This window comes from Lactobacillus sp. B4015 (assembly GCF_026536055.1).
GTDB classification, from domain to species: Bacteria; Bacillota; Bacilli; order Lactobacillales; family Lactobacillaceae; genus Lactobacillus; species Lactobacillus panisapium.
Genome location: NZ_JAFNOY010000013.1, coordinates 39,443 through 64,439, shown reverse-complemented (window position 1 = coordinate 64,439; position 24,997 = coordinate 39,443). Strand labels below are relative to the sequence as shown.

Here is a 24,997-nt window from a genome sequence, read left to right as displayed (position 1 = left end):
AAAGGCTTAACTCCGATTCAATATCGGAATCAAGCCTTAAGTAAAATGATATAAAACTAACGTCCAGTTTTAGGGGTTAGCTTCAAAGATTGCCAACGGTTTTTATTATTGTTTTAAAGACCTTTTGTACTTACGTAACTTCTTTAATACCCATTCATAATGGCTAGAAGTATTCGAAATAAAATAGGTTCCCAAAGTATTATTCCTGGTCCAAGAAAAAACATTCTTGGTAAATAGTTGATCATTAGAAAAAGTCGCAAGTAATTTCATTACCTGCTGGTGACTTTTAGCCAGTAATTCTTCAGCTTCTTTTAAACTGGTTTTCTGGTGTTTTTGCCATATTTGTTGATTCATTTCACCATAATTACGCCAATTATAGCCATCTTTATTTTACAGTTGCATATTTACCTGCTAATCTACCAAAAGTTTGAGCATGACTGCAAGTCAAGCCTGGAACCCGATCTTCATAAGAACCCCAGAAAAAGCCTCCAGAGCAATTCCCTGCAGCATATAATCCTTTGATTGGATTATTATTTTCATCCATTACTTGCATATGATTATTGATATGTAATCCGTCAAGCGTTGCCAATAAAATTCCGCTAAACCATGCTCCATAGTATGGCGCACCTTTTACAGGTATCAAACGGCTTTTTTCTTTTCCAAAATCTTTATCACAACCACTTTCAGCAAGCTCATTATATCGGCTAATCGTTTTAAACAACTGCTTTTGAGGTAAATGAAGCTTCAATGCTAGATCATTAACCGTATCGGCTTTTTGAACCAATCCTTCTTTTATTTTTTCTTCATTTTGTTCTTTTCTTCCGGCTATATCCTTATTTCCTGGCCATCCAACTCTTGAGCAGCCTAATGTATGAAACTCCTTTAATCGGTTCATGGTTTCTTCATTCCATATAAGTACTTCAATATTTCCTGGTTGGTGCATCAAGGCGTTCATATCAAATTGATAAGGAGCACTTTCGTTGAAAAATCTCTTTCCTTTTAAATTCACTTTCAAAAATGGAAATGAGCCAAGATTATATTGGTGGTTTTTCCAATCAATAACATAAGTATCTTTGGAATTGGTTCCTACTGGTACAGCTCCTCGATTAAATATAATCGAAGCGGCCTCATCATCTTTTACCGCACCTATTTCCATGGCTGCGATAATCCCAGACCCATCATCTCTAGGACTCTGGGTAAAACAACATTTCTTTAATATTGTAGGATTCCACTTTTGAAGTAGCGCCGGATTTGCTCCATAACCACCTGTACATAAAATTACACCCTTGGAAGCTTTAATATCATACATTTCACCAGTATTTGTATTTTTAACCTGAACACCAACAACTTCTCGTTCACTATTTGTTAACAAATGCTCTAATTTTGTGTGAAATCTAAACTCAGCTCCCAAATTTTTTGCGTATTCAATAACATAGCTACCATAATCTTTGTAATCTGACTTATCATCTTTAGTAACATGATGTTCAGTTGGAAAAGCCATATTTATAAGTGTTTCATAATGGGCATCAGTCTCGCTATATAAGTGAGCTCCTTTTGGTGTTAACACATTTTCTTCGAGCCAATCGATTGTTTCTCCCGAATGATTAATCCAAGTCCAAATTAAGGACTGATCGACATTATCTTGGGTAAAAGATGTTAAATATTGTGCTAAGCTATTTTCATTAATGTGTATTCCAGTTCTTTTCTGGGCTTTTGAATTTACACCGCCAAGCCAGTGGCGATATAAATACTTAACAGAATTAGTCTTTTCAATTACTAATACTCGAGCACCATTTTCTGCAGCAGCTGCTGCAGCAAACCCGCCTGCATTGGATCCACCAATTACAATTACGTCAAAATCATTATTCATTTTCTATCTCCTTTAAAGTGGGTACATAAATTGCGTTACAAAACAGCCTAATATACAAAGAATCGCTGCCAGTGGTAACCCACATTTCAAAAAGTCATTTAAATTATATCCACCAGCATCCATAATTAGAGGTAAACTGTGACCGCCAATTGGTGTCAAAAAACTAAAAGCACTAGCAGTTGAAGCCGCCAAAACAGCACCTCTCGGATCTAGCCCCATTCTTAAACAGGTTAATGTCCACAGAGGTACTAAAATTGAAACTGCTGCTAATCCCCCTATTAAGTTAGTAATAACAATTGCAACAAGAAAGAACAGTCCCATCATTAAATATGGGTTTCCTATTCCCTTTGCTACCCCTGCCATAGCATTACCGACCATTTTCCCTGCTCCAGTGGCTTGTAAAGCATCAGCTAAACCTAACATCCCCGCGATTAGTAAAATAATATTCAGATTTAGTGCCTGTAAAGCTTCTTTATTGCTTAAGACGCCTGTTAAAACTAAAAGAACTGCTCCAGCGATTGCAATTACATATGACTGAACATGCAAGTAAGAGGACATAATCATAAGAATGATAGTCAAAGCACTAATCAGTATAGCAATAGTATTTTCCCCTTTTGAAAGCTGCTGTTCTTTTGCTTTTTGTGAATATGCAGGCGACTTCTCGGCTAATTTTGAATTATCCTTTTCAGGAAGCAATTTTGTACCTATAAAGGTCATATATAAAATTATTACAACTAAAAAAGGTATTCTTGCAATTAAAAAATCATTTATGTTTACTGGTGCTTTAGCACCAAGTTTCATCATTACACTTGACCATGACATATTTAATGCACCAATACCCAAAAACCAGGCGCCAGCAGCGGAAACTGCTGTAACTTCAAACGGATAAAGTATTTTGCTTCTTGATAAACCAATATCATCACATATACCGCAAAGAATAGGTAGCATAATCACTAAAGCGATAGTGCCGTTAGAAACAATTGACAACAATACTGCAATAATACAAGTAAAAAAAGTAAGTAATTTAGGTTTATTTTTGAATTTTTTTACTAATTTAGCTGCTTTTGTAATAATTGTTGTTTTTTGGATACCTTTACCAATCACAAACATTGCAGCAAAAAGTAATACAGAAGTGTTTGTTACGTTTCCAAAAGCTCTTTCTGGGGGTAAAACTTGAAAGACAACTAATGCAAACATTACTAAAACACCAATCATTGAAATAGGAATTTTTCCAGAAATAAAGCCCAGTATAACCGCAAATAAAATTAATAAGGTAATAATCATTGGATTCATAGTATTTCTTACTCCTTTTTAAGTTAATCCTGTGTAACATATTTCCCAGCTAAACGCCCAAATGTAGTCGCACGACCAGCTGCCAAGCCAGGAAGTCGGTCCTCGTATGATCCCCAAAAGAATCCACCAGAGCAATTACCAGCAGCGTATAACCCTTTAATAGGGTCATAGTTGCTGTCTAAAACTTGCATATGATCATTTATTTGTAATCCATCAAATGTTGCTAGAAGTACACCGCCAAAGACCACTCCATAATAGGGTCCTCCTTCAATCGAATAAAAACGATACTTCTCCTTACCAAAGTCTTCATCTTGTCTTTTCTTGGCCAAATAATTGTATCTTTCAATCGTTTTTATCAAGACACCTTGTGGCAAATATAATTTTTTTGTTAGCTCCTTAATTGAATTTGCTTTGACGGCTGTCCCAGCCTCTATATTCTCCTGCAACCTTTTCTTTAAACTTTCCATGTTATTTCCACCGGGCCAACCTACTCTCGAGCAGCCTAATGTATGAAAGTCCTTTAAATGAGAAAGTGTTTCTTCATTAAAAATTTCAATATCTAGATTTCCTGGTTGGTGCATATTTGAATTGACTTCAAATTGATATGGTGCACTTTCGTTAAAGAAACGTTTACCTTTCAAATTTACTTTTAAAAATGGAAAGCTTCCTAGTGTAAACATTTTGACATTCCAACCAACTTGATATGTATCTTTAACATTAGTGCCCGGTTTTACGGCACCACGGTCAAAAATTATGGAAGCTGGCTCATCATCTCTAGCTGCACCTATTTCGAGAGCTGCAATCTGGCCAGAGCCATCATCTCTAGGACTTTTTGTTGCAACACATTTTTTTAACAAAGTTGGATTCCATTTTTGAACTAAAGCTTGATTAGCTCCATAGCCTCCAGAAGCTAGAACCACACCCTTTTTTGCTTTAATTGTATAAACTTTATTAGTTTTTTCATCTTTAACTTCTATCCCAATGACTTCTTTTTTATTATTTATCAAAAAATGTTCTAATTTTGTATACCACCTAAATTCAACGCCCAACTTGCGACAATAGTCAATTACATATTGACCCCAACCGCGATCCCAACTCTTATTATCTTTAGTGATTTCATTTGCAGTTGGAAAGGCAATATTAATTTGGGTTTCATAATAAGCGTCTTGATAAGAATATAAATGCGCACCTGCTGGTTTTAAAACCTTATCTTCAAGCCAATTCATCGTTTCTCCAGAGTGATTTGCCCAGACCCACAATAGACTTTGATTAACATTATCTTGTGTGGATGCTGTCAAAAATTGAACTATTTTTTCTTTTGATATTTTTACTTTTGCCCTCTTTTGTGATTGACTATTAATCGAACCAAGAGTATTTCTATATAAGTAAGATGTATCTCCCGCCATGTCTATACATAATACATGTGCCCCATCTTCTGCCGCAGCTGCGGCAGAAAAACCTCCAGCATTTGAAGCACCAATAACAATTACGTCGTAGCTAACATTTTTCATTTCTACTCCCTTCGCTTATGTTTGGTATTGTTTTCGCTTATATGGTTGAGTTTATCATCTGCATGAGAGTATGATTAATGATAAAAAGAATAGTAATATTGCAAAATAGAATAGGTAAAAATGAATTCTACACAAATTAACTGCTTTATTTCATTAGGAAAAACGTTAAATTTTACGCAAACAGCAAAAGAACTTTATCTTGCACAGCCAACAGTTTCAAAAAACATTCATAATCTTGAAAGTGAACTTGGTGTTGAACTGATTAAACACGAACAACGTCAAATAGTACTAACAGTGGAGGGCAAATATTTCTACAAAGAACTCTTAAAGATTACTAATGAGTTAAATAAGGTGATTCATACTATTCAAGATAGTAAAAATAATACTATGCAAACAATTACAATAGGGTATTCTGGGTTACCATTTGAAAAACAGTTTTTGCCTATTTTTATGCGATTAATGAAAAAAACAAAAAAGTGCAACATTTTCTTAAAATCAGTCAGTTTAAGCGAGCCTTTTATTCATGAAAACCTTGATAGCAAAAAAATTGACTTTATGATTTATCAATCTGATTTTTTTCAAAATAAAAAGTACAAATTTACCCCAATGTTTGAAGCGGGGTTTTCAGTAATAATACGCAGAGATAGCCCTTTAAGGAAATATAAAAAAATTCCTTTAGAAGCGCTTAAAAAAAACAGAATATTTTTATGGGATGGAAAAACACCTTTGGCGTCCGTTTCAGAGGTTAAAAAGGCAATAGAACTTTCGGCATTTCCCGAAAAATGCGATTTAGTAATAATAAACAAAGCTTCGCTAGCCTCTATGCTCGTACAAGCTAATGATGGAATTGCTATTGTACCTAGCTTCGTTTATGACCATAATAATACTGAAGTTTATTATCGCTACTTTGATTGGAACCATACGGTTTCTTATGGGCTAGGTTACTTAAAAGAAATGCAAGAAAAACCTTGTTATCAAGAGCTTTTAAAGAATATGCAACACGCAATTAATATTACTAAGAAAAAATGGCAAAATTAAAAGCAAGTTGAGAATTAAATTTTCTGGCTTTATACTAAATCCTGTTGATAGATTATCTTAGTTTAGTTTCTATGGTATTCTATTGGCAGGATTTTTTGCACACAAAAAAGAGGCCCTAAGTCCTCTGTCCATATAATCCTTTGAAACCACTCTTCAGATCTATTTAGGAGTTTTCTTATGACCTCTCTATCTAATTGTATTAAACATTTGCTCAATATTAAAGACCCTAATCTCGAATTTCTTGCTTTTAAGTCTGAAACGATTGATTCAGTAGTAACTACTGTCGCCTGCTGCAACCTTAAACTGCCGACTTGTCCTGATTGTCATTCGGCTCATATCTGGCGTAATGGTTACGCTCCGGTCAAAGTCAGATACTTGAGCAGCGATGCCAGTCGGCCGCTTATACTTAAATTAGCCAAGCAGCGCATTATCTGTCGCGACTGCGGACAAAGCGCCATGGCCCAAACCAGCCTTGTTGATAAGTACTGCTCAATTGCCAACCCCGTTAAACGCAAGATTCTGTCTAGCTTGCGTAACGACTGGTCCATGACCTCCATTGCCGCTTTTACTAATGTTTCCGTTAATACCATCCAACGCGTTCTTGAGCAATACAGCAGTCCTTTTCATGACGACGATACCTGGCTGCCCGAGCATCTAGCCTTCGATGAATTCCGCGGTGTTGGACGTAAGTTGCACTTTATTGCCCTAGATGCAAGCACCCACCAAATAGTTAAGATTCTGCCAACACGCTATAAACAAACCATCATGACCTACTTCAAACATTATCCGGAACTTGTCCGCCGCCAGGATAAAGCGATCTCCATGGACCTTAACTACTATTATGCCGCTCTATGGTCAAGGAGCTTTTTCCTAACGCGCAAGTGGTCCTAGATCGTTTTCACATTGTTCAGATGCTTAACCGTTCCTTTAATGCCTGCCGGATTCAGGTGATGAAACAGTATTCCAAGTCCAGCCGCAGCTACCGCTTACTTAAATATTCTTGGAAGATCTACCTTAAGCCTTTTGACCAGTTAGAAAGAAAGCATCCCGGCTACAATTGGCACCTCAAGGATCGGTTGACGCAAGCCCAGGTTGTCGCAGACGGGTTAGCGCTTGACCCAATCCTGGAGAATACTTACAACTTCATGCAGGATCTGCGCCAGGCTCTTAAAGAAAAAAATGTTAAGCAAATAAGGACCTGTCTCAAGCGTTCAGATAAATTGGGCTGGCAAATGGAAATCACGCGTAAAACTTTCAAACGCTGTTTGCCTGATCTGCTTAATGCAGCTACATACAGTCAGTCCAACGGGTGTCTGGAAGGAACCAACCGCAAAATTAAGCAGATTGAACACACAGCCTATGGCTATCGCAATTTTAATCATTTAGTTGCTCGGATTAAACTAGAAGAGCCCAAAGCTGTGGTTAAGAAAAGAGCACCAAGCTACTTAGTAGCCTGATACTCTTTCAAAATATTATAAAATTCTATCAACAGGATTTGACAAAGAGCCAATTTTCTTAACTTGCTTGTTATGTACAATAAATTTATTCCGTTCGTTCTGCTAATGTACTTCTAACGTGTTTATTAGACAACTTAAAATATTATTTTCAAATATTTATTAATTAAGTTCGACTTAGTCACCCTTGTACTCTAACAAATCAAGAAGCTAGTATAGCTTAATAAATTTTAACTAAAGACTAATTCTTAATACTACATATTAGCTAGCCTATATGTAGAAGTGGTAATTACCGCACAATAAATGTATTAAATCAAGATTGTCCATGATGACAGTAGAAATAAGATTAAAGTTTAACTTTAGTTCACTTTTAGCTGGACGTTTTACTATGCAATAAGCTTTAGCTTGCTATTTACAGTCCGTTACTAGACTTTGAAGATGAATTTTTAAAATTTTTTACCGACTGTTGTATTGATTTGTATTCTATAACTTAGGTACTTTTCTTTTTAATTCAGGAACTGATATTGGCTGTACACTTTTGTTCACAGATACTAATTTTGATTAACATTGCTATACTCACATATACAGTATCTACAAAGTTCATTAGTTAACATATTGCCAACGGTTTTTATTATTGTTTTAAAGACCTTTTGTACTTACGTAACTTCTTTAATGCCCATTCATAATGGCTAGAAGTATTCGAAATAAAATAGGTTCCCAAAGTATTATTCCCGGTCCAAGAAAAAACATTCTTGGTAAATAGTTGATCATTAGAAAAAGTCGCAAGTAATTTCATTACCTGCCGGTGACTTTTAGCCAGTAATTCTTCAGCTTCTTTTAAACTGGTTTTCTGGTGTTTCTGCCATATTTGTTGATTCATTTCACCATAATTACGCCAATTATAGCCATCTGGTAAAAAGTCCTGTGCTTTTCCTGCCTGATTATTTTCAATCCATTCCAATAGCAGTTTTTGCCACTCGTATAAGTGAATCAGCACATCGCGGATATTGCGATCCCGCTTCCAATGTTCACCCTTTAATTTATCAGTTTCAAAAGCAAAGTTGCCAGTCTGCGCCTTCTCGGGTAAAGAATCAATGAGGTCAACTATTTTCTCGTAAGCAGTATTGCTTGCCTCAATCAAATCAGCTTTACTAGTTGGTCTAGCCATTATTTTTCTCCTATTAAGACAATGCGCTACGTACCTCGAAAGTTGTCTAACTTTCGGGACTTATTACATATAATGAAATCTTTTTAAATTGATTAATTTTATCTTCAACTTAAGTCAAATGTTTCCCAATTACGTTACCAATGATTGACAGAGTAAAGCAAACAATAAAATAAAGTACTGCTAAAGCCGCAAACATCGGTAGAATATAATTGGCATTTTGACCATAAATAACTTGTGCGTGTTGCATCATTTCCGGCACCACAATGATTGTAGCCAATGATGTGTCTTTAATTAGTGAAACAAACTGACTAATAATAGTTGGTACCATGTTTTTATAAGCCTGTGGTAAAACAACATGCCAGAGAGCTTGAACAAAGGACATTCCAGTCGATCTAGCACCTTCCATTTGACCACTTGAGACTGATTGAATCCCTGACCTAACAATTTCTGCTAGCATACTCGATTCAAAAACTGTCATCGCAATAATGGCAGCAGGAATTGTTTCCGGTCTGAGACCAAAATTGGGCAAACCAAAGTAAGTAAAGAAGATGATTAAAAGCAAGGGTACATTGCGGATAATATCGATAATGAAACCAACAATCTTTGAAACATACTTGATTTTTGAATATCTAATAATGCCCAGAATTGAACCGAAGATGAAACTCAAAATAACCGAAATTACAGAAATATAAATCGTTACCCAGAGGCCCATCAATAAAAAGCGTACGTTTAGCCACGAAAAGGCGTTAATCCAATTTTGCATTTCACTGTCCCTCCCCTTAGGCTAATTTCTTCTCTAAATGCTGCATGTAGTAACTAAGCGGCAACGTGATAATTAAATATAAAACACCAACTACTAGATAGCTGTTGATAGTATCAAAAGTTGTTGAAGCAATCGAGTTTGCTTGGTACATCAAATCAAATCCAGCCACAAATGCCAGAACCGATGAATTTTTAACCAAGTTAACAAACTGATTTCCTAATGGTGGAATTACAATTTTAAATGCTTGCGGCAAAATAATATAACGCATTGCCTGCCAGTAAGTCATACCGGTAGAACGTGCCCCCTCCATCTGTCCGCCAGAGACAGATTGAATTCCTGAACGAATGGTTTCAGCAATAAATGCTGAAGTATAAAGCGTTAAGCCAATTGTTCCCGCCGTAAAGCCATTAATCTTAACCACATACATTGGAATAACTAAATAAAAGAACATGGTAATGACTAATAGCGGAATATTACGCAAAATTTCAACATACGCACGTCCAATAACGCGTGCTACTTTACTCGGAACTACTTCCATAATTGCGAAAATTGTTCCAATTATTAAACTGAAAAACAACGCAATTACACTGGAAAATACGGTCCAGCCTAACCCAACGAGCAGTTGGCCACTAAATTTTGTAAAAATGTTAATCATCGGCGATACAGCTCCTTATAATTAAATCCTGGAACGTCGCCAAACCACTTTTTAATCAAGCGATTGTATTCACCACTATGCTGCATTTCAAGAACTGCCTTATCAACAGCCTTAGTGAATCCGGTTTGTCCCTTATCAACTGCAACACCATAAGGTTCAATAGTAAACGTACCACCTCGAACTTCATATCCTGGGTTTTGAACTGCCAAACCAAACAAAATACCATTATCAGTTGTCAAAGCGTCACCTTGACCTGATTTCAATGCGTTCATTGCCTGCGCATAATCTTGCAGTTCGATTACTTTCGCTTTCGGCGCAGCCTTTTTAATGTTATCAACTGAATTAGAACCGACTACCCCGATAACGGTCTTACCATTTAAATCCTTAGTGCTTCTTATTTTTGAACTCTTGGGAACAAGTAGTGATTGCCCAGCATCAAAGTAAGACTTCGAAAAAGAAATTACTTTTTTCCGCTCAGGCGTAATGGACATCGTCGCAATCACCGCATCAATATTGCCATTTTTTAATAGTGGAATTCTCGATTGTGAAGTGGTGGTAACAAACTCAGCGCGCCCTTTAGGGCCGAGAATATGCTTAGTAATAGCCTTAGCCATATCAACGTCAAAGCCTTTTTGTTGACCATCACGAACGTCGATTAAACCAAATAGTCTAACATCACCTTTTACGCCCCAGGTAATTGTATTTGACTGTTTGACATTATCTAAAACTGATTGATTGCTCAAACTTTTGCCACAACCGGTCAGCATTAAGATACATGCTAATAAAGGAAATAGCCAAAACTTTTTTTTCATGATTGGCCTCCTTAGTGAGAGATAATTTTACTCAAAAATTGTTGTGCTCGAACCGTCTTAGGTTGCTTGAAAAAGCTTGTAGTATCATCGTCTTCAACAATTTGACCTTTATCCATAAAGATAACCCGATTGGCAACTTCTTTAGCAAAACCCATCTCATGAGTAACAATCAGGGAAGTCATTCCGCTCTCATTAGTTACCTTTTTAATAACTTGTAGAACGTCATCGATCATTTCAGGATCAAGTGCACTTGTTGGTTCATCATATAAAATAAGTTTAGGCTTCATTGCTAATGTTCGCGCAATTGCAACACGTTGCTTTTGACCACCAGAAATTTGTGATGGCATATTGTGTGCCCACTTTTCCAGACCGACCATTTCAAGCAATTCCATTGCTTGTTTTTTGTTCTCTTCTTCTGGAATGTGACTGACAATCCGTGGAGCTAACATAATATTTTCAAGAACATCTTTATTTTTGTATAAGTTAAAATGCTGGAAAACCATGCCAACATCTCTACGTAAAATATTTAAGTTAGTCTTGGGATCAGATAAATCGTGTCCGTTTACGATCAATTTACCTTCTTGAATTGATTCTAGGCCGTTTACGGTTCGAACTAAAGTACTCTTACCTGAGCCAGAAGGCCCAATTAGAACCACCGTTTCCCCTTCATCAATCTCTAAATTAATGTCGTGCAGTGCATGAAAATGGCCATAATATTTTTGCACGTCATGGAACTCTATCATCGACATTGTCATCGCCCCTTTCATAGTCATTGCAATAAAAATATATAAGTCATTGACTCTATTTTACTATAGCCGTTAAGATTTTTAAAAGTTAAGCACTATTTTTAATGAAAATTTATACAAAATTGTAATATAAATCTTACTAAACTTAAAGAGAAGATAAAGTTTACATAGACAATAATTGCTTGCTTTTATGCTTAATTCTTTTTGCCAATCAAATACGACTTGCTCAATATTATACACTTCCGGTAAAAATGTAAAAACTCTGTTAGCACTTTCAAAACTAAAAGCGTTAGTTTAAACTAGCATGAAAGGAGAAAAAGATGGATAAAGCAAATAATTATCAGATGCTACTTAAGCAGGCTCAGAGTCTGCTTAAAGACGAACACGACGTAATTGCCAATATGAGCAATCTTAGTGCCCTGCTCTACAATAATTTACCTGATGTCAGTTATGCCGGTTTTTACCGTTACCAAAACGACGAATTATTGTTAGGACCATTTCAGGGGCCAATTGCCTGTATGCATATTGCGCTGGGTAAAGGCGTTTGCGGAACAGCGGCTGCTAGCCATAAAATTCAAATAGTTCCTGATGTGCATCAATTTTCAGGACATATTGCCTGTGATTCAGCCACCAATTCAGAAATTGTCTTGCCAATTATGCAGGACCAGAAGCTAATTGCGGTTTTAGACCTTGATAGTAAAAAGTTCAATCGTTTCGACCAAACCGATGCCACTTATTTAGCCCAAATTGGCGCTTGTATCATCAATTAATCACTATTAAAAGCAATAAAAAAGCTGATCATCTACTTGAAGTGACCGCCATTTTTTCAATAAAATTGCGGAAACACAAATCAAAACAGATTGATCAGCTTTTTTATTTTAAACGTTGAAAATTACTTTTGCCCTGCTTGGCGCTGGCAGAATTTAACAATTTCAACAATGATAATCATGCAAATACCAGCTGCAAGAACAATGAGCCATTGTAAACCATTTAATTCCGTAACATCAAAGAATTTCGTCATAAATGGCAATTCAACAGCAGCCATTACCACCGCCGAAATAACGATTGCCCAGTTAAACCACTTATTACTAAAAGTATGTCTAGAAAAGATTGACTGGTGAATATATTTCGAATTAAAGGCATGGAACAGTTGAATTAATCCCAGGGTCAAAAACGCCATTGTTAGCGCATCTGCATGCTGCAAATTGGCATTATCCAAATGCGGACCAAAGTTTAACCCTAACTGGTAAGTTGTCAAAACTAGCAGTCCTTCCAGAATTCCCTGGTAAACAATCGAACTAGAAACGCCGCCACTAAAGAAGTTGGACTTTCGTCCACGCGGTGCCCGTTTCATTATGCCTTGTTCGACTGGCTCAAGGCCAAGAGCAATCGCTGGTAATGTATCGGTAACTAAGTTAATCCAAAGTAGCTGTACCGGTGCCAGAATATCCCAACCAAGCATTGTCATCATGAAGACGGTCAAAACCTCACCAACATTACAGCTCATTAGATATAGAATTGCTTTTTGAATATTGCTGAAAACTTTACGACCTTGCTTAACGGCTTCGACGATTGTGGCAAAATTATCGTCAGCCAAAATCATGTCACTAGCACCTTTTGAAACTTCAGTTCCAGTGATTCCCATGCCAATACCAATATCAGCCTGTTTTAAACTCGGCGCATCATTAACACCATCGCCAGTCATAGCTACGATTTTGCCACGAGCTTGCCAAGCTTTAACAATGCGAACCTTATGCTCAGGTGATACACGGGCATAAACACTGTAGTCTGGAACATGTTCTTGCAAGTAGTCATCACTGATTTCATCAAGTTGTGCACCTGTTACAACTCGTTCATCTTGGCCTGGCTTCAAGATTCCTAAACGCTCAGCAATTGCTTGCGCAGTAACTTGGAAGTCACCGGTAATCATTACCGTTCTGATTCCAGCTTCGTGAGCTTCAACGATTGCCTTCTTTGCTTCCGGACGTTCAGGGTCAATCATTCCAACTAAGCCAGCAAAAACTAGATCCTGTTCAACATTATCCGTTGTTGGCTTATCATATAACTGGTCAATATTTTTATAGGCTAATCCTAAGACACGCAAAGCATTTTTGGCCATTTTCTGGTTAGCTTCTAAAATTGCTTCTTTCAGCTGCGCTGAAATTGCAGTGATCTGACCGTTCCGCTCAATTTTGGTTACCCGTTTGAGCAATTGATCAGGAGCACCCTTTACAGCAACAAAATATTGCGCACCGTCTCGATTAACCGTACTCATTAATTTCCGCTCTGAATCAAACGGAACTTCCTGCAGTCGTTGATAATCGGTTAACATTTGGTGAACCGGAATCTTTTGATCTAGCGCATATTGAATAAGGGCTGTTTCAGTTGGATCACCAAGCAAACGGTCATTATCATCTAATTTGGAATCATTTGCTAAGACCATTGCCATCAATGCTGGAGTATTAGCAGCAATTGGCTGGGCAGCTTTATGATCCTGATTATCATAGTAAACTTGTTCAACTGTCATTTTATTTTGAGTTAAAGTTCCCGTTTTATCAGAACAAATAATATCAGTAGCGCCCAGTGTTTCAACTGCTGGCAATTTACGCACAATTGAATTGTGTTTAGCCATTACTTGAGTTCCTAGAGCCAAAATAATGGTTACAATTGCGGGCAAGCCTTCAGGAATGGCCGCAACCGCAAGTGAAACAGCAACTAAGAACATATCGATTGCTAATTTTTGTGTTGGTTCGGTTCCTTGCTTGGTGAAAAAGCCGACCACAAAGACAACTGCGCAAATGATTAAAATCATGATTGTCAGTGTCTTACCCAATTGATTAAGGTTACGCTTCAATGGCGTATCTGTTTCATCGGTATTGTTAAGCATTGTGGCAATCTTACCGACTTCGGTGTTCATCCCAATTTGGGTGACAATTCCTTCTCCACGACCATAAGTAACATTGGTGTTGGCAAAAGCCATGTTGTCTTGATCAGCAAGAGCCACCTTATCTTCAGCAATTAGCCCATTTTCTTTATCAACTGGAACAGATTCACCGGTTAAAGCCGACTCTTCAATCTTTAAGCTTTTAGTGACCGTTAAGCGTAAATCTGCTGGAACAACATCACCAGCTTCAAGCAAGACAATATCACCTTGCACTAGCTGTGTACTTGGAATTTCAACTACTTGCCCATTACGCCGCACATGCGCATTAGGTGTAGCCATTTTCTTTAAGGCATTAATGGCCTCTTCCGAACGAGCTTCTTGGAACACGCCCAAGACTGCATTCAAAATCACAACAATCATAATAATTGCTGCGTCTGTCCATTCTTGTGCAACAAAACCAGATAGTAATGCTGCTACAATCAAAACGATAATCATAAAGTCCTTAAACTGGGCGATGAATCGTTGAAACAGGCTCGTTTTCTTCTTACTTGCCAAACTATTTGGACCGTCTTTTTCTTGCAATTGCTTTACTTGTTCTGGGCTCAAACCCAGTTTGCAAGTTGTTGACAGTTCTTTTTCAACACTTTCTACTGACTGATTATAAAAACTCTGGGGCATTTTGACCTCCTAAATAATAAAAAAGAGACTTATATGCTTCTCCACACACAAGTCTCACTAATTAAGATAAGTCCAGAAGTATCTCTTCGGTTGTTGGGCTTATCGCAGGTATTGCTGTTACTCCCTTATGATGATTTTATTATAAATAAAATTGGCATTTTTAACAAGGTCAATGCAATTTAAAATGAATAAAACAGTCCGGCTAGCGCACCATTAATGATGCTGACCGCTGTTGCAACGAGGAATCAGCGCAATGCATGGCTAGCAATTGCTTCACCGTGTTCTTCATCAACCATCGTATGCATAATTCCCAAAGTTGTTCCCAAGTTAGGTAAATTGGCAAAGGAAATTAAAAAGACACTCACAATTGCCAATTTAAGACCCAGATTCATACTGCCAATCAAACGGTTAATTCATGTTTCGTCATAAATACTTTTTGATTCTTATCTCATAATTATCGCAATTACAGCTAATATTAATGCTTCATTGCATGTGATGGTTAAGTCCTTCCTTATTGATAATATCTTTTCCATTATTATGATGATGTATAAACCAATTGGCTTTATGATTCTGGGTTCAGGAATTGCTTTAATTACTGCGGCAGTCCTAACTTATTTCTGGGGATTCGAATCACAAAAACAAAAATAAAAATCAATTTACCAAAAAAAGACTAACGCGATGTTAGTCTTTTTTAACGATTTATTTTAGTTAATTTAACAATTTACTTTAACCCAGTCCATTGCCATTCAGTAACTTCTGGCATATCTTTACCATTATCACGAATGTATTGGTGATGCTTATTAAGCAAGCGATCCATCTCATCAACAAAAGCTGAACTCTTTTCAGCATACTGAGGAATGCTCAAAATGGCATCTTTTGCTAGGTGGAAACGATCAAGCTCGTTAACAACACGCATGTCAAATGGTGTAGTAATATCACCATTTTCTTCATAGCAGTGAATATGAACATTATTACGTCCACGACCAAACCAAATTGATTGCATCATTGCTTTGTAACCGTGCCATGCAAAGATTACTGGCACATCACTTGGGAATAATTGATCGAATTCTTCAGTTGAAATTGCATTTGGATTGTCTGCTGGATTCATCAACTTCATCACATCAACTACATTAATGTAGCGAATCTTCAAATCTGGGAAATTCTTATGCAATAAATCAATTGCGGCCAAGGATTCAATTGTTGGTTCAGTTTCAGTTGAAGCAAAAACAACATCAGGTTTGTCGTGACCATCTGTTGATGCCCAATCAATATATGATAAGCCATGATCAGCTAACCGTGCTGCCTCTTCTACTGAGAACCATTGTGGCCGAACTTGTTTAGAAGTTACCAGAATATTGATACATTCACGGTCACTAAATGCTTTGGCAGAAACGGCTAATAATGAGTTAGTATCTGCTGGCAGATATTCGTGAACTAAATCTGGCCGATTCTTCTCATACATATGAGTCAAAATACCTGGATCTTGGTGGGTGTAACCATTGTGATCTTGTTGGAATACAGTTGATGTAGCAACAAAGTTAAGTGAAGGGTAATCCTTACGCCAATATTGTTCCTTTGCCTTTCTCAACCACTTCATGTGTTGCGTTAGCATTGAGTCAACGACACGACCAAATGATTCGTAAGTAGCGAAGAACCCATGACGTCCAGATAAAACATAGCCTTCAAGCCAACCTTCATCTTGGTGCTCAGACAACTGCGAATCAATTAACCGACCACTTGGAGCCAAGTTTTCATCATTTGGTGTATGAACAGAACTTTCCCATTGCCGCTTTTGTTCATCAATAAACTTAAATAGCCGGTTAGACTTAGTTTCGTCAGGTCCAAAGCCGCGGAAGTTGTCTGGATTAAGTTCTGCAATTGCATTTAAGTATTTAGCCCATTCCGTCATATCTTCTGCTTCAACTGAACCAGGTTGGTCAAACTTAAGGGCAAACTTCCGGTAGTCAGGAAGACTTAAGCGCTTGGCATCCTTACCACCATTAGTAATAGGATTCATTGCCATTCGACTGTCGCCGTCAACATTGTCAGCCAAGACTAAATCAGTAGGTGCACCATTTTCATCAAATAAGTCTTCAGGATGATAGCTCTTCAGCCAATCAATTAACATATCCTTGTGTTCCATTGAGTCTTGAGCTACAGGAATTGGAATCTGGTGTGCTCTGAATGAGTTTTCAACCGGATTGCCATCAACATCAAATTTAGGACCAGTCCAACCCTTAGGTACTCGGAAAATAATCATTGGCCAATGAGGCAAAGTAGTATCATTATTTTCACGTGCATTCTTTTGAATAGCCTTGATTTCCTCAATAACTATGTCCATCAATTTGGCCATTTCTTCGTGAACTTGCATATGATCTTTGTAACCATCAAATTCGCCACCATTATAGGCGGAAATAATATATGGGTGCCAGCCCATACCTTCGAAATACTTGGTTAACTCTTCATCGCTCATTCGTGAAACAATTGTTGGGTTAGAAATCTTGAAACCATTAATTTGTAAAATAGGTAAAACAGCACCATCTTTAATTGGATTAATGAACTTATCGCTAAACCAACTAGCTGCAAGTGGACCAGTTTCAGCTTCACCATCACCAACTTCAACTGCTGCGATGACATCAGGATTATCTAAAATTGCACCAGTACCGTGAGAAATTGAATAGCCTAATTCTCCACCTTCATGCATTGATCCTGGCGTTTCAGGAGCAGCGTGAGAAGCAGAACCACCAGGAAAACTAAACCGTTTAAATAGCTTAGTCATTCCTTCTTCATTTTGCTGAATCTCCGGGTAAAGTTCACTATATGAACCATCAAGATATGAGTTTGAAACCATAACTTGACCACCATGACCTGAACCTTCAATGTAAAACATATCCAAGTTATACTTTTTAATTACCCGGTTTAGGTGCGCATAAATAAAGTTTTGCGGTGAAATAGTACCCCAGTGACCGATTGGTTTAGGTTTTACTTCTTTTGCCTCTAAGTCATGCTTTAATAATGGATTGCTCATTAAGAAAAGTTGACCTACCGATAAATAATTGGCTGCACGCCAGTGTGCATCAACACTCTTTAAAAATTCTTTTGAATCGTAATCTACTGCCATATTGTGTCTCCTATAGCTGTTATTAACTTCAATTAACTTTATACGAATATTATACCAATTTTCTCAAAAAGTTCAACCATTCTAAAAATTGGTTCGTCCCAATTATAGAATTTGCATTTACTTAAATCCTAAATTGCCAAAAGATAATTTTAATCGGCTTTAGAATAAGCAGATTTTAAGTATTTAGTTGCTCAAATACTGATAAGTACTTAAAATAAGAACAATATACTGAATATTTCATTAATTACCATTTAAAAGAATGCTAGATTAATTTTAGGAGAAATGGCAATGACACAAGAAGAACGAATTCATGAAATTAGGCAGTTATTGAATCAGAAACACCATTTAGTTACTAGAGATTTAGCTAATTATTTTAATGTTTCATTTGATACCGCTCGTCGTGATGTGTTGCGCTTAACCTCAACGGGACAAGCTATCCGTGTTCATGGTGGCCTGCTGGCAAATAATCAGGATAACGTGCCCAACTTTTTAACAAGAAACCAAATTGATTCACCCATTAAAACTAAAATGGCTCAGATGGCCCAACGTTTTGTTCACCCTAATCAATGCGACTTTATTGGTCCTTCCACTACCCTAAAAAAACTATGCGAACTCATTAATGGTATCGATATCCAGATTGTCACCAATTCAATTGATAACTCCCTAGAGTTGATGCAATCAAGAATGCCTGCTGTACGGTTATTAGGTGGAAAAATTGATAAAGAACATCGCTTTAGTTATTCTGTGACTTCATTAAAAACGCTGGAACGAATGAGTTTTAACACCGCTTTTATTGGAACTTCTAATGTTAAAAAAGATGGCATATATTCGAATAGAATGAGTGATTCTGAATTGACCAGACTCGCTGCCTCTAGAGCAAAGCAAGTCGTTGTGGTTGCGGAGCAATACAAGTTTAACAGTCAAAACACTTCTCCTTTTATGTCTATTCCCCTTGAACAAATTGACGTGTTGATCACAGACACACCTTTGGCACAAGAAATGCAAAGTTGTTTTGCACCGAGTACGCAAATTATTCCGGTGCTAAGGAAGTGAGGTCATGCAAAACTTTTTTACTAACCATTATGCTATTCAGAATAAACAGTTAGATAAAGAGGTTTATCAAGAATTAGAACAGTTTTATAATAGTTTTTTCAACAATATCTATAATGAGCTAAATATTGGTAAATACCGCAAAATACGTGATGCAATTGGCCTGGTAATGCGCAAATTCGACTGTCATGACCACCCGTTGGCGTATACAGGAAAATTAGTAATGTACATTCAAGCAACGATTGCTTTAGAGCATTTGCATTTAACTTGTGAGCAACAAAATTTATTGCAGCTTTTGGGTACAAATACAAAGAAGATCAATTTGAACTTTGTCTATTCTGGGCCCATTACGGATTTACGCCAATTTAAAAATAGTTAGTTTCTTTTTTAGATAAAATGTATCCAATTTTTTTGAGAAATTATTTTTAAACCAAAAAGGACGCTGAACAATGAATTCAGCGTCCTTTTTAGTATCGTTTCATAGTCTATGATATTATTTCACTCGTTATTCAAACACAAACAATTATTACCAACTAATCGACTTGTTTCATGTTATTTTGATACTCGTTTTTTATTTATTCAAATTTACAAATGTATTGAATCTCATGTATTGATAATGAATTCGCATTGTTGAAACTTCAAATGGCGTGCCGTCATCAAGAAAGAAAATACCTTCTATAACACCCACCGGCTCGGTTGTCTTTAATGTCATTCGTTCCTGGTCTTCCTTACTCGAAGATTCAACCGTAATATTGAGAAATGCTTTGGTTACCACCTTATTTTGAGTATCTTCCAAATAGTTAAACAAAGATTTCTGTAAATTTTCCGGCTTTAATTCCGGCACAATTTTGATAGGAACATAGCCGGTTTCAATCAAAAACGGCTGCGCATCAAGGTAGCGGAGGCGCCGAAATTCATAAACAAAATCATCTTCATTTAAAAATAAATCCTGCCTAATCGATTCCGATGCTTTAACTACATTGAAGTCTAACAATTTAATTCCTTGTTTTTTACCTGGAACTTTTAAGCTATCTGTTAAACCTAAATTTGACCCTTCATAGCGAAATAGTGACTGGTTTTTCAGATAAAGAGGGTTAATAAATGTCCCGCTACCACGCTTTTTAAAAACTATCCCTTGCTGAGATAAAAGTTCCATTGCCCGCTTCATTGAAGAGCGGCTCACTTGGTAGTGTTCTGCAAGACTTCGCTCATCAGGAAGGCGCATCCCATCATACTTATTATCTAAAATATTCTGTTTTATATCGTGCATCACAGTCCGATAAACGAAATCTGCCATTTTTCTCCTCAATTATTCTGCTTTTTTGATTGCTTCAATAAACCAATGGGCAAATGTAGCCTGATTTATCTCTACCCCTACTTCTGCATTAACTGGCTTGTCAAAGAAATTATCAAAATCGATCAGCGAAGCGCCATAGGCATATGGGCTCTTGGTATCAACAACAACATGGGCCGGCTTGAAGGTATACATATCTGGGTTAATTAACATTCCCGCAGCTAAAGCATCGTAAATTTCACGACTATCATTTGAAGTCTTATCATGTAAATTAGTTAGAATATGATAAAGCATATCACCAGTTTTGCCCAATTTTTTGACTTCTTGAAGGGTATTTTGGGTCACATAAGCTTCATGCCCCAATTCAAGCGGAGCAAGCAAGATCTTAATACCGCTAGAAAAAACAATCTGGGCTGCTTCGGGATCACCAGCTACGTTGTATTCACTGTATGGGCCCCAATTACCGCGACCAATCGCACCGCCCATAATTACTAACTGCTCAATCTTAGCCATATCTTCCGGGTACTGTCTAAAATAAAGAGCAAAATCAGTCGCTGGACCAATTTGCATTAAAGTTACTTTTTCTGGGCTGCTAGTTACAACTTCATGGATTGCATCTGCAGCAATTCCTGGTTTAAGTAATGACTTATCTGGCTCCGGGAAGTCATAGCCAGCCAAACCACTTTTACCGTGGACATCAGAAGCATCAATTGCTTCACGCAATAACGGACGACTAGCTCCAGAAACAACTGGCACTTTTGTCCCCAAGAAAGTTTCCAATTTTAAAGCATTGAGTAATGTTTTAGCCAAAGGAACATTGCCCCAAGTTGCAGCAATCAATTTAACATCAAGATCGTTTGCAAATAATGAAATAGTAATTGCTACTACGTCATCAATGCCGGGATCAGTACTGATAATCAAAGGTTTTTTAGTCATCGAAATTCCTCTTCCTTGAAAGATATAAGACCATCATACCAAATCTATTTAACGATTGTCTTTTTACCTTGAAAAAATAATATGAATCAGTCAAAACAGATTACGTTTGACGGATTCATACTAATTAATTTACCATGTTACTCTTTTATTTTTCGCGATCTTCGATTTCGCCATCTGAACGAGCAATAATTACTTCATCGCACATATCAAGGAATAGGCCAGTTTCAACAACACCAACCACTTTGTCTAGGTAATCATCTAATCCACGCGGAATCGGAATTGGATCAACGTTTAAATCAACAATATAATTGCCATAATGCGTGACAAACCGTTTATTGCCATCCATTCGCCAAGACGGGTTCAAGCCATCATTTCTAAAACGCCGAAAATTTTGTTCACAGGAAATCGGTAAAATTTCTACCGGTAACGGAAAGCCGCTTAAACGATCAACTAACTTCGACTCATCAACAATCCACAGCACTTTTTCCGAATTTGCGGCGACATTTTTTTCCATTGTTAAGGCGCCACCGCCACCTTTAATACCGTCAAAATTAACGTCAACTCGATCAGCCCCATCAATTGTCAAGTCTAACTGATCCACTTCTGCTAATTCATTAACCGTGAAGCCCCACTTTTCAAGCTGTTTTTTACTTCTGCTTGAAGTAGTAACAATAGCTTCTAAGTCAAGTCCCTCTTCTTTTTTCCGTTTTCCTAGTGCATCAATAAAAAAGGCAATTGTTGAGCCAGTGCCAACACCTAATTTCATCCCTGGCTCTACTAACTCTGCTGCCTTAATTGCTGCTTTATTTTTTAGTTCATCCTGCTTTTTCTTATCCATTGCTCTTGCTTTCTACACAATCGTTACTAACACTACAACTTAATCTCATTATAGCAAAGATCAACCTAAAAGAAGACACAAAAAAAGGCAATTTAATTAAACTGCCTTTTTTAGTATTTTCATAGCTTATTCAGGATCGATTTCTGGTGCTTTATTAATTTCACCAGACATCATCCAAATCCGTTTCTCTACTTCAGCTAAAAAGCCGGTAAGCAAATCATTAGTGGCATAATCGCCCTCTTCATCGCTGGCCTTAATGCCTTCGCGATATAAGTCATCAAGATAGTGGTAACCTGCAATAATCTTGGCATAGCGCTCATCAATTGTCTCGTCCCAATTACCTTTTTCATCTTTAATATTGGTCTTCTCGGCAATTTCACTCAGAGTAGAAACTGGTGAGCCATCCAGTGTAATCAGCCGCTCTGAAACTTCATCCAGCTGATTAGCTAATTCATCCATTACTTTATCTAAATATGGGTGCAGCTTTATAAACCGATTGCCCCGCATATACCAGTGGTGTTGGTGAACTACCATATGTAATTGCGTTAAGTCAGCAACAAGTTGGTTTAATATTTCTTTTGTCTTAGGATATTTCATCTAAAAATGCCTCCCAAATATATAATATTGTTACACTTTTATTATATCCAGTAAGCGCATTAATTACTAAAATATTGATTAGCAAATTAAAAACGGACAGTTTATGATTTGCTCAAAGTATAACCTTGATTAATTAACTCAAGAGCCTTTTCTGACTGGTTAATGGTTTTTTCCGGTTCATAAATCTTATCACGTGATAGAGACAAGGTGATTTCTTGCCCGTCTGCAAGATTCAATTGAAAACCACATAAGTTATTTACACTTGAAATAATTCCAACAAAATAAATCAAAATCATTGGATAAAAGATTGTTGGTGCCATCTTAACCAAGCTTTTTTTGCCTAAAAATTTCGCATCAACAACTTCACTAGTAGCAATCTCTTTCAGTGGACTTGCCTTGCCAAGAAAGATCATCTTAATGCGATTCCAGTAACTGCCATGATCATAATAGCGAATTTTTTTAGCTGAAATCTCGCAATAATTAAACTCAACAGGTAAAACATTTGGATAGTAGCCAAAGGCTACCAAGGCGAAGAAAATAAGACCAATTACCCAAGCCCAATTTTCATTTTGAGAATTAACTATTGCTAAAACATCCCAAGCAATCAAACTAGCCAATAAAAAATAAGCTAACGATATCACTAAAGGGCGAAAATTCATTTTCTTGCCAAAAGTAATCATTTCATTCACACTTTCTTGCTAAAATTAAAGTTATTTTAGCACCTTTTAGCTTATAGTAAAGCGTTACCAAAAATAAAACAAAAAATTGCCTGAGAGTTTAAGCTAAACCATCATTTGCTAGTTTAATTTCTCTTCAGACAGAATTTTTATCTAAGTTAAAGTTTATTCGGCAGCTGCTGTTTCTTGTTCTTGTTTTAATAAGGTGTTGTCAAAGTGTTTGATAAAAGGGTACCAAACAAGAAAAGCAACAATTGCACAGACGATTGAAAGAACGCCGCCTTGCCAACTGGTCGTAGCAATGAAGCCACTCAAGCCAACTGGTGTCGGCCAAGGTTGTTGAAATCTGATTACTGGCACCAATTTTGAAACAATGCCTAAATATGCAACAATCCCCGAAGCAAGCGGTGCACAAACAAACGGAATAAACAAATCTACGTTGTAAACAATTGGTAAGCCAAAAATTAACGGTTCGTTAATATTAAAGATTGCCGGAATAATTTCCACTTTCCCCAATTCTTTTAATTGTGCCGAGCGAGCCCGAAAGGCTAACCAAATGGCCACACCAAGCATCGCGCCTGAACCACCCACCGTAATAAATGCATTAGTCGGATCGCCGGCAAAAAAGTGATGGCCTCCTCTTTGAGCATTATCTGCCATATTGGCAAGAATAATTGGCATATAGAAAGAACTGATAATCGTTGCTCCATGAATCCCAAACCACCATAAAAAGTGAATCAGGAAGATAATAATCAAGAAGCCCCACCAGGTGTCAGCAATATCACTGATAAACGAGAACGGAATGAACAGTAAGTTGAACATATCCGTGCCTGCAATAACTAATGCCCCGTTTAAAGCAGAAACCACGACTGCAACACAAAAAGCTGGAATCAAGGCACTAAAGGAATTAGATACACCAGATGGCACTGAAGCCGGCATCTTTATTTGCCAGTTATGCTTAATGGTGTAGCGATAGATTTGAACGGTCAACCAGGCAATAACTAACCCAATGAAAATACCGACAGCACCAATCCGGTAAATACCACTAGCCGAGGCCTCATATCCACTAGCAACCATTTTAGTTTTGGTAAAGACCTGAACAAATTGCATTTGGCCATTCTTCCAAACCAATTCAGCTACGGTAATGAAAAAGCCCATTAAGAACATCATTAATCCGTTCATTGGAATTAAGTTAATGTGTTCCTCATCATGATAAATTTTAGTGTACGAATAGGCGAAGGTGCCTGAAAATACCAGGGCGATAATTCCCATCGTGGCATTATAAACAGAACTAAACAGTACTGAAAAGCGCCCAATTGTATTTGCATAAAAACTAACAAAAGCAGGTATTTTAATAACCTGTGGCAAAACAGTCAGGATTAAGAAAAATGCTCCGACAATTGAAAATGAAATAACGCTGTAGCCCGCATCCATGATTGCCCTAACAAAGCGTGTTGCGGCAAACTTCCCAGCTATTTCACCAATCTTATCTTTTAACGGCTTTTTTGTAGTATCAGCCATAATATTTAAAAAACTCCCTTCTATAATTAATTTATATTGTTGAATTAGTTATATATTTATTGTAAGAATTATCATTATAAAAGCAATCTTT

General features: G+C 37.1%; 21 protein-coding genes and 2 pseudogenes. 5 read left to right on the top strand and 18 right to left on the bottom strand.

From position 1 onward, the window contains the following. Positions 1-105 precede the first annotated feature (105 nt). The 4 genes and pseudogenes from J3U71_RS11250 to J3U71_RS11235 form a co-directional block, all read right to left on the bottom strand. A pseudogene (locus J3U71_RS11250) lies at positions 106-375 on the bottom strand (ClbS/DfsB family four-helix bundle protein); the annotation flags it as partial. 10 nt (positions 376-385) lie between these two features. Continuing rightward, entirely contained in the window at positions 386-1,870 is a 1,485-nt protein-coding gene (locus tag J3U71_RS11245; protein ID WP_267394359.1) for an FAD-dependent oxidoreductase, read from the bottom strand. A gap of 12 nt (positions 1,871-1,882) precedes the next feature. Beyond that, entirely contained in the window at positions 1,883-3,163 is a 1,281-nt protein-coding gene (locus J3U71_RS11240) for an SLC13 family permease (RefSeq protein WP_267394357.1), read from the bottom strand. A 23-nt stretch (positions 3,164-3,186) separates the two neighbouring features. Then, complete coding sequence (locus J3U71_RS11235; RefSeq protein ID WP_267394355.1) at positions 3,187-4,674, bottom strand: FAD-binding protein; 1,488 nt, start codon at positions 4,672-4,674, stop codon at positions 3,187-3,189. A gap of 120 nt (positions 4,675-4,794) precedes the next feature. Here J3U71_RS11235 and J3U71_RS11230 point away from each other — a divergent pair, with 120 nt between their 5' ends. After that, entirely contained in the window at positions 4,795-5,712 is a 918-nt protein-coding gene (locus J3U71_RS11230) for a LysR family transcriptional regulator (protein WP_267394353.1), read from the top strand. A gap of 177 nt (positions 5,713-5,889) precedes the next feature. Then, a pseudogene (locus tag J3U71_RS11225) lies at positions 5,890-7,169 on the top strand (ISL3 family transposase). Positions 7,170-7,797: 628 nt separating this feature from the next. On the opposite strand, the gene J3U71_RS11220 reads toward J3U71_RS11225, so the two are convergent. The 5 genes from J3U71_RS11220 to J3U71_RS11200 all read right to left on the bottom strand — a co-directional run bounded on the left by J3U71_RS11220 (position 7,798) and on the right by J3U71_RS11200 (position 11,313). Then, entirely contained in the window at positions 7,798-8,334 is a 537-nt protein-coding gene (locus tag J3U71_RS11220) for a ClbS/DfsB family four-helix bundle protein (RefSeq protein ID WP_267394351.1), read from the bottom strand. Positions 8,335-8,443: 109 nt separating this feature from the next. Then, positions 8,444-9,097 carry an amino acid ABC transporter permease gene (locus J3U71_RS11215; RefSeq protein WP_220269281.1) on the bottom strand — a complete coding sequence of 218 codons (654 nt, stop codon included), beginning with the start codon at positions 9,095-9,097 and terminating at the stop codon, positions 8,444-8,446. Between the two features lie 16 nt (positions 9,098-9,113). Beyond that, entirely contained in the window at positions 9,114-9,752 is a 639-nt protein-coding gene (locus J3U71_RS11210; protein WP_103751989.1) for an amino acid ABC transporter permease, read from the bottom strand. Then, positions 9,749-10,564 carry a transporter substrate-binding domain-containing protein gene (locus tag J3U71_RS11205; RefSeq protein ID WP_220269280.1) on the bottom strand — a complete coding sequence of 272 codons (816 nt, stop codon included), beginning with the start codon at positions 10,562-10,564 and terminating at the stop codon, positions 9,749-9,751. The genes J3U71_RS11210 and J3U71_RS11205 overlap by 4 nt, the downstream gene beginning before the upstream one ends. Before the next feature lie 11 nt (positions 10,565-10,575). Beyond that, entirely contained in the window at positions 10,576-11,313 is a 738-nt protein-coding gene (locus J3U71_RS11200; RefSeq protein ID WP_103751987.1) for an amino acid ABC transporter ATP-binding protein, read from the bottom strand. Positions 11,314-11,630: 317 nt separating this feature from the next. Here J3U71_RS11200 and J3U71_RS11195 point away from each other — a divergent pair, with 317 nt between their 5' ends. Then, positions 11,631-12,080 (top strand): GAF domain-containing protein, encoded by a 450-nt coding sequence (locus J3U71_RS11195; RefSeq protein WP_267394348.1) that lies wholly within the window; start codon positions 11,631-11,633, stop codon positions 12,078-12,080. Between the two features lie 122 nt (positions 12,081-12,202). On the opposite strand, the gene J3U71_RS11190 is transcribed toward J3U71_RS11195, so the two are convergent. From J3U71_RS11190 to J3U71_RS11180, 3 genes are all read right to left on the bottom strand, one after another. Next, a complete protein-coding gene (locus J3U71_RS11190; protein ID WP_267394346.1) occupies positions 12,203-14,872 on the bottom strand; it encodes a calcium-translocating P-type ATPase, PMCA-type in 2,670 nt (889 codons plus the stop codon). 245 nt (positions 14,873-15,117) lie between these two features. Next, positions 15,118-15,264 (bottom strand): hypothetical protein, encoded by a 147-nt coding sequence (locus J3U71_RS11185; RefSeq protein ID WP_267394344.1) that lies wholly within the window; start codon positions 15,262-15,264, stop codon positions 15,118-15,120. Between the two features lie 329 nt (positions 15,265-15,593). Further along, positions 15,594-17,993, bottom strand: a complete 2,400-nt coding sequence (locus J3U71_RS11180) for a phosphoketolase family protein (protein ID WP_267394342.1) — start codon at positions 17,991-17,993, stop codon at positions 15,594-15,596. Between the two features lie 288 nt (positions 17,994-18,281). On the opposite strand from J3U71_RS11180, the gene J3U71_RS11175 reads away from it, so the two are divergent. Both J3U71_RS11175 and J3U71_RS11170 read left to right on the top strand, forming a co-directional pair. Then, the gene (locus tag J3U71_RS11175; RefSeq protein ID WP_267394340.1) at positions 18,282-19,046 is read left to right on the top strand and encodes a DeoR/GlpR family DNA-binding transcription regulator; all 765 of its coding nucleotides are present in this window, start codon (positions 18,282-18,284) and stop codon (positions 19,044-19,046) included. 4 nt (positions 19,047-19,050) lie between these two features. After that, positions 19,051-19,422, top strand: coding sequence for a bacteriocin immunity protein (locus J3U71_RS11170; RefSeq protein ID WP_267394338.1), 372 nt, complete (start codon positions 19,051-19,053; stop codon positions 19,420-19,422). Positions 19,423-19,614: 192 nt separating this feature from the next. Here J3U71_RS11170 and J3U71_RS11165 read toward each other — a convergent pair whose 3' ends face one another. From J3U71_RS11165 to celB, 6 genes are all read right to left on the bottom strand, one after another. Continuing rightward, on the bottom strand, positions 19,615-20,340 hold the full coding sequence (locus J3U71_RS11165) for a GntR family transcriptional regulator (protein ID WP_220269276.1): 726 nt from the start codon (positions 20,338-20,340) through the stop codon (positions 19,615-19,617). A 12-nt stretch (positions 20,341-20,352) separates the two neighbouring features. After that, positions 20,353-21,273, bottom strand: coding sequence for a nucleoside hydrolase (locus J3U71_RS11160; RefSeq protein WP_267394336.1), 921 nt, complete (start codon positions 21,271-21,273; stop codon positions 20,353-20,355). A gap of 145 nt (positions 21,274-21,418) precedes the next feature. After that, positions 21,419-22,111, bottom strand: coding sequence for a ribose-5-phosphate isomerase RpiA (rpiA, locus tag J3U71_RS11155; protein ID WP_267394334.1), 693 nt, complete (start codon positions 22,109-22,111; stop codon positions 21,419-21,421). Positions 22,112-22,237: 126 nt separating this feature from the next. Next, positions 22,238-22,708: a Dps family protein gene (locus tag J3U71_RS11150; protein ID WP_103751975.1), complete on the bottom strand. Its 471-nt coding sequence runs from the start codon at positions 22,706-22,708 to the stop codon at positions 22,238-22,240. A gap of 101 nt (positions 22,709-22,809) precedes the next feature. Then, a complete protein-coding gene (locus tag J3U71_RS11145; RefSeq protein ID WP_267394332.1) occupies positions 22,810-23,397 on the bottom strand; it encodes a hypothetical protein in 588 nt (195 codons plus the stop codon). Between the two features lie 153 nt (positions 23,398-23,550). Continuing rightward, positions 23,551-24,906, bottom strand: a complete 1,356-nt coding sequence (gene celB, locus J3U71_RS11140; RefSeq protein WP_267394330.1) for a PTS cellobiose transporter subunit IIC — start codon at positions 24,904-24,906, stop codon at positions 23,551-23,553. Positions 24,907-24,997 lie beyond the last annotated feature (91 nt).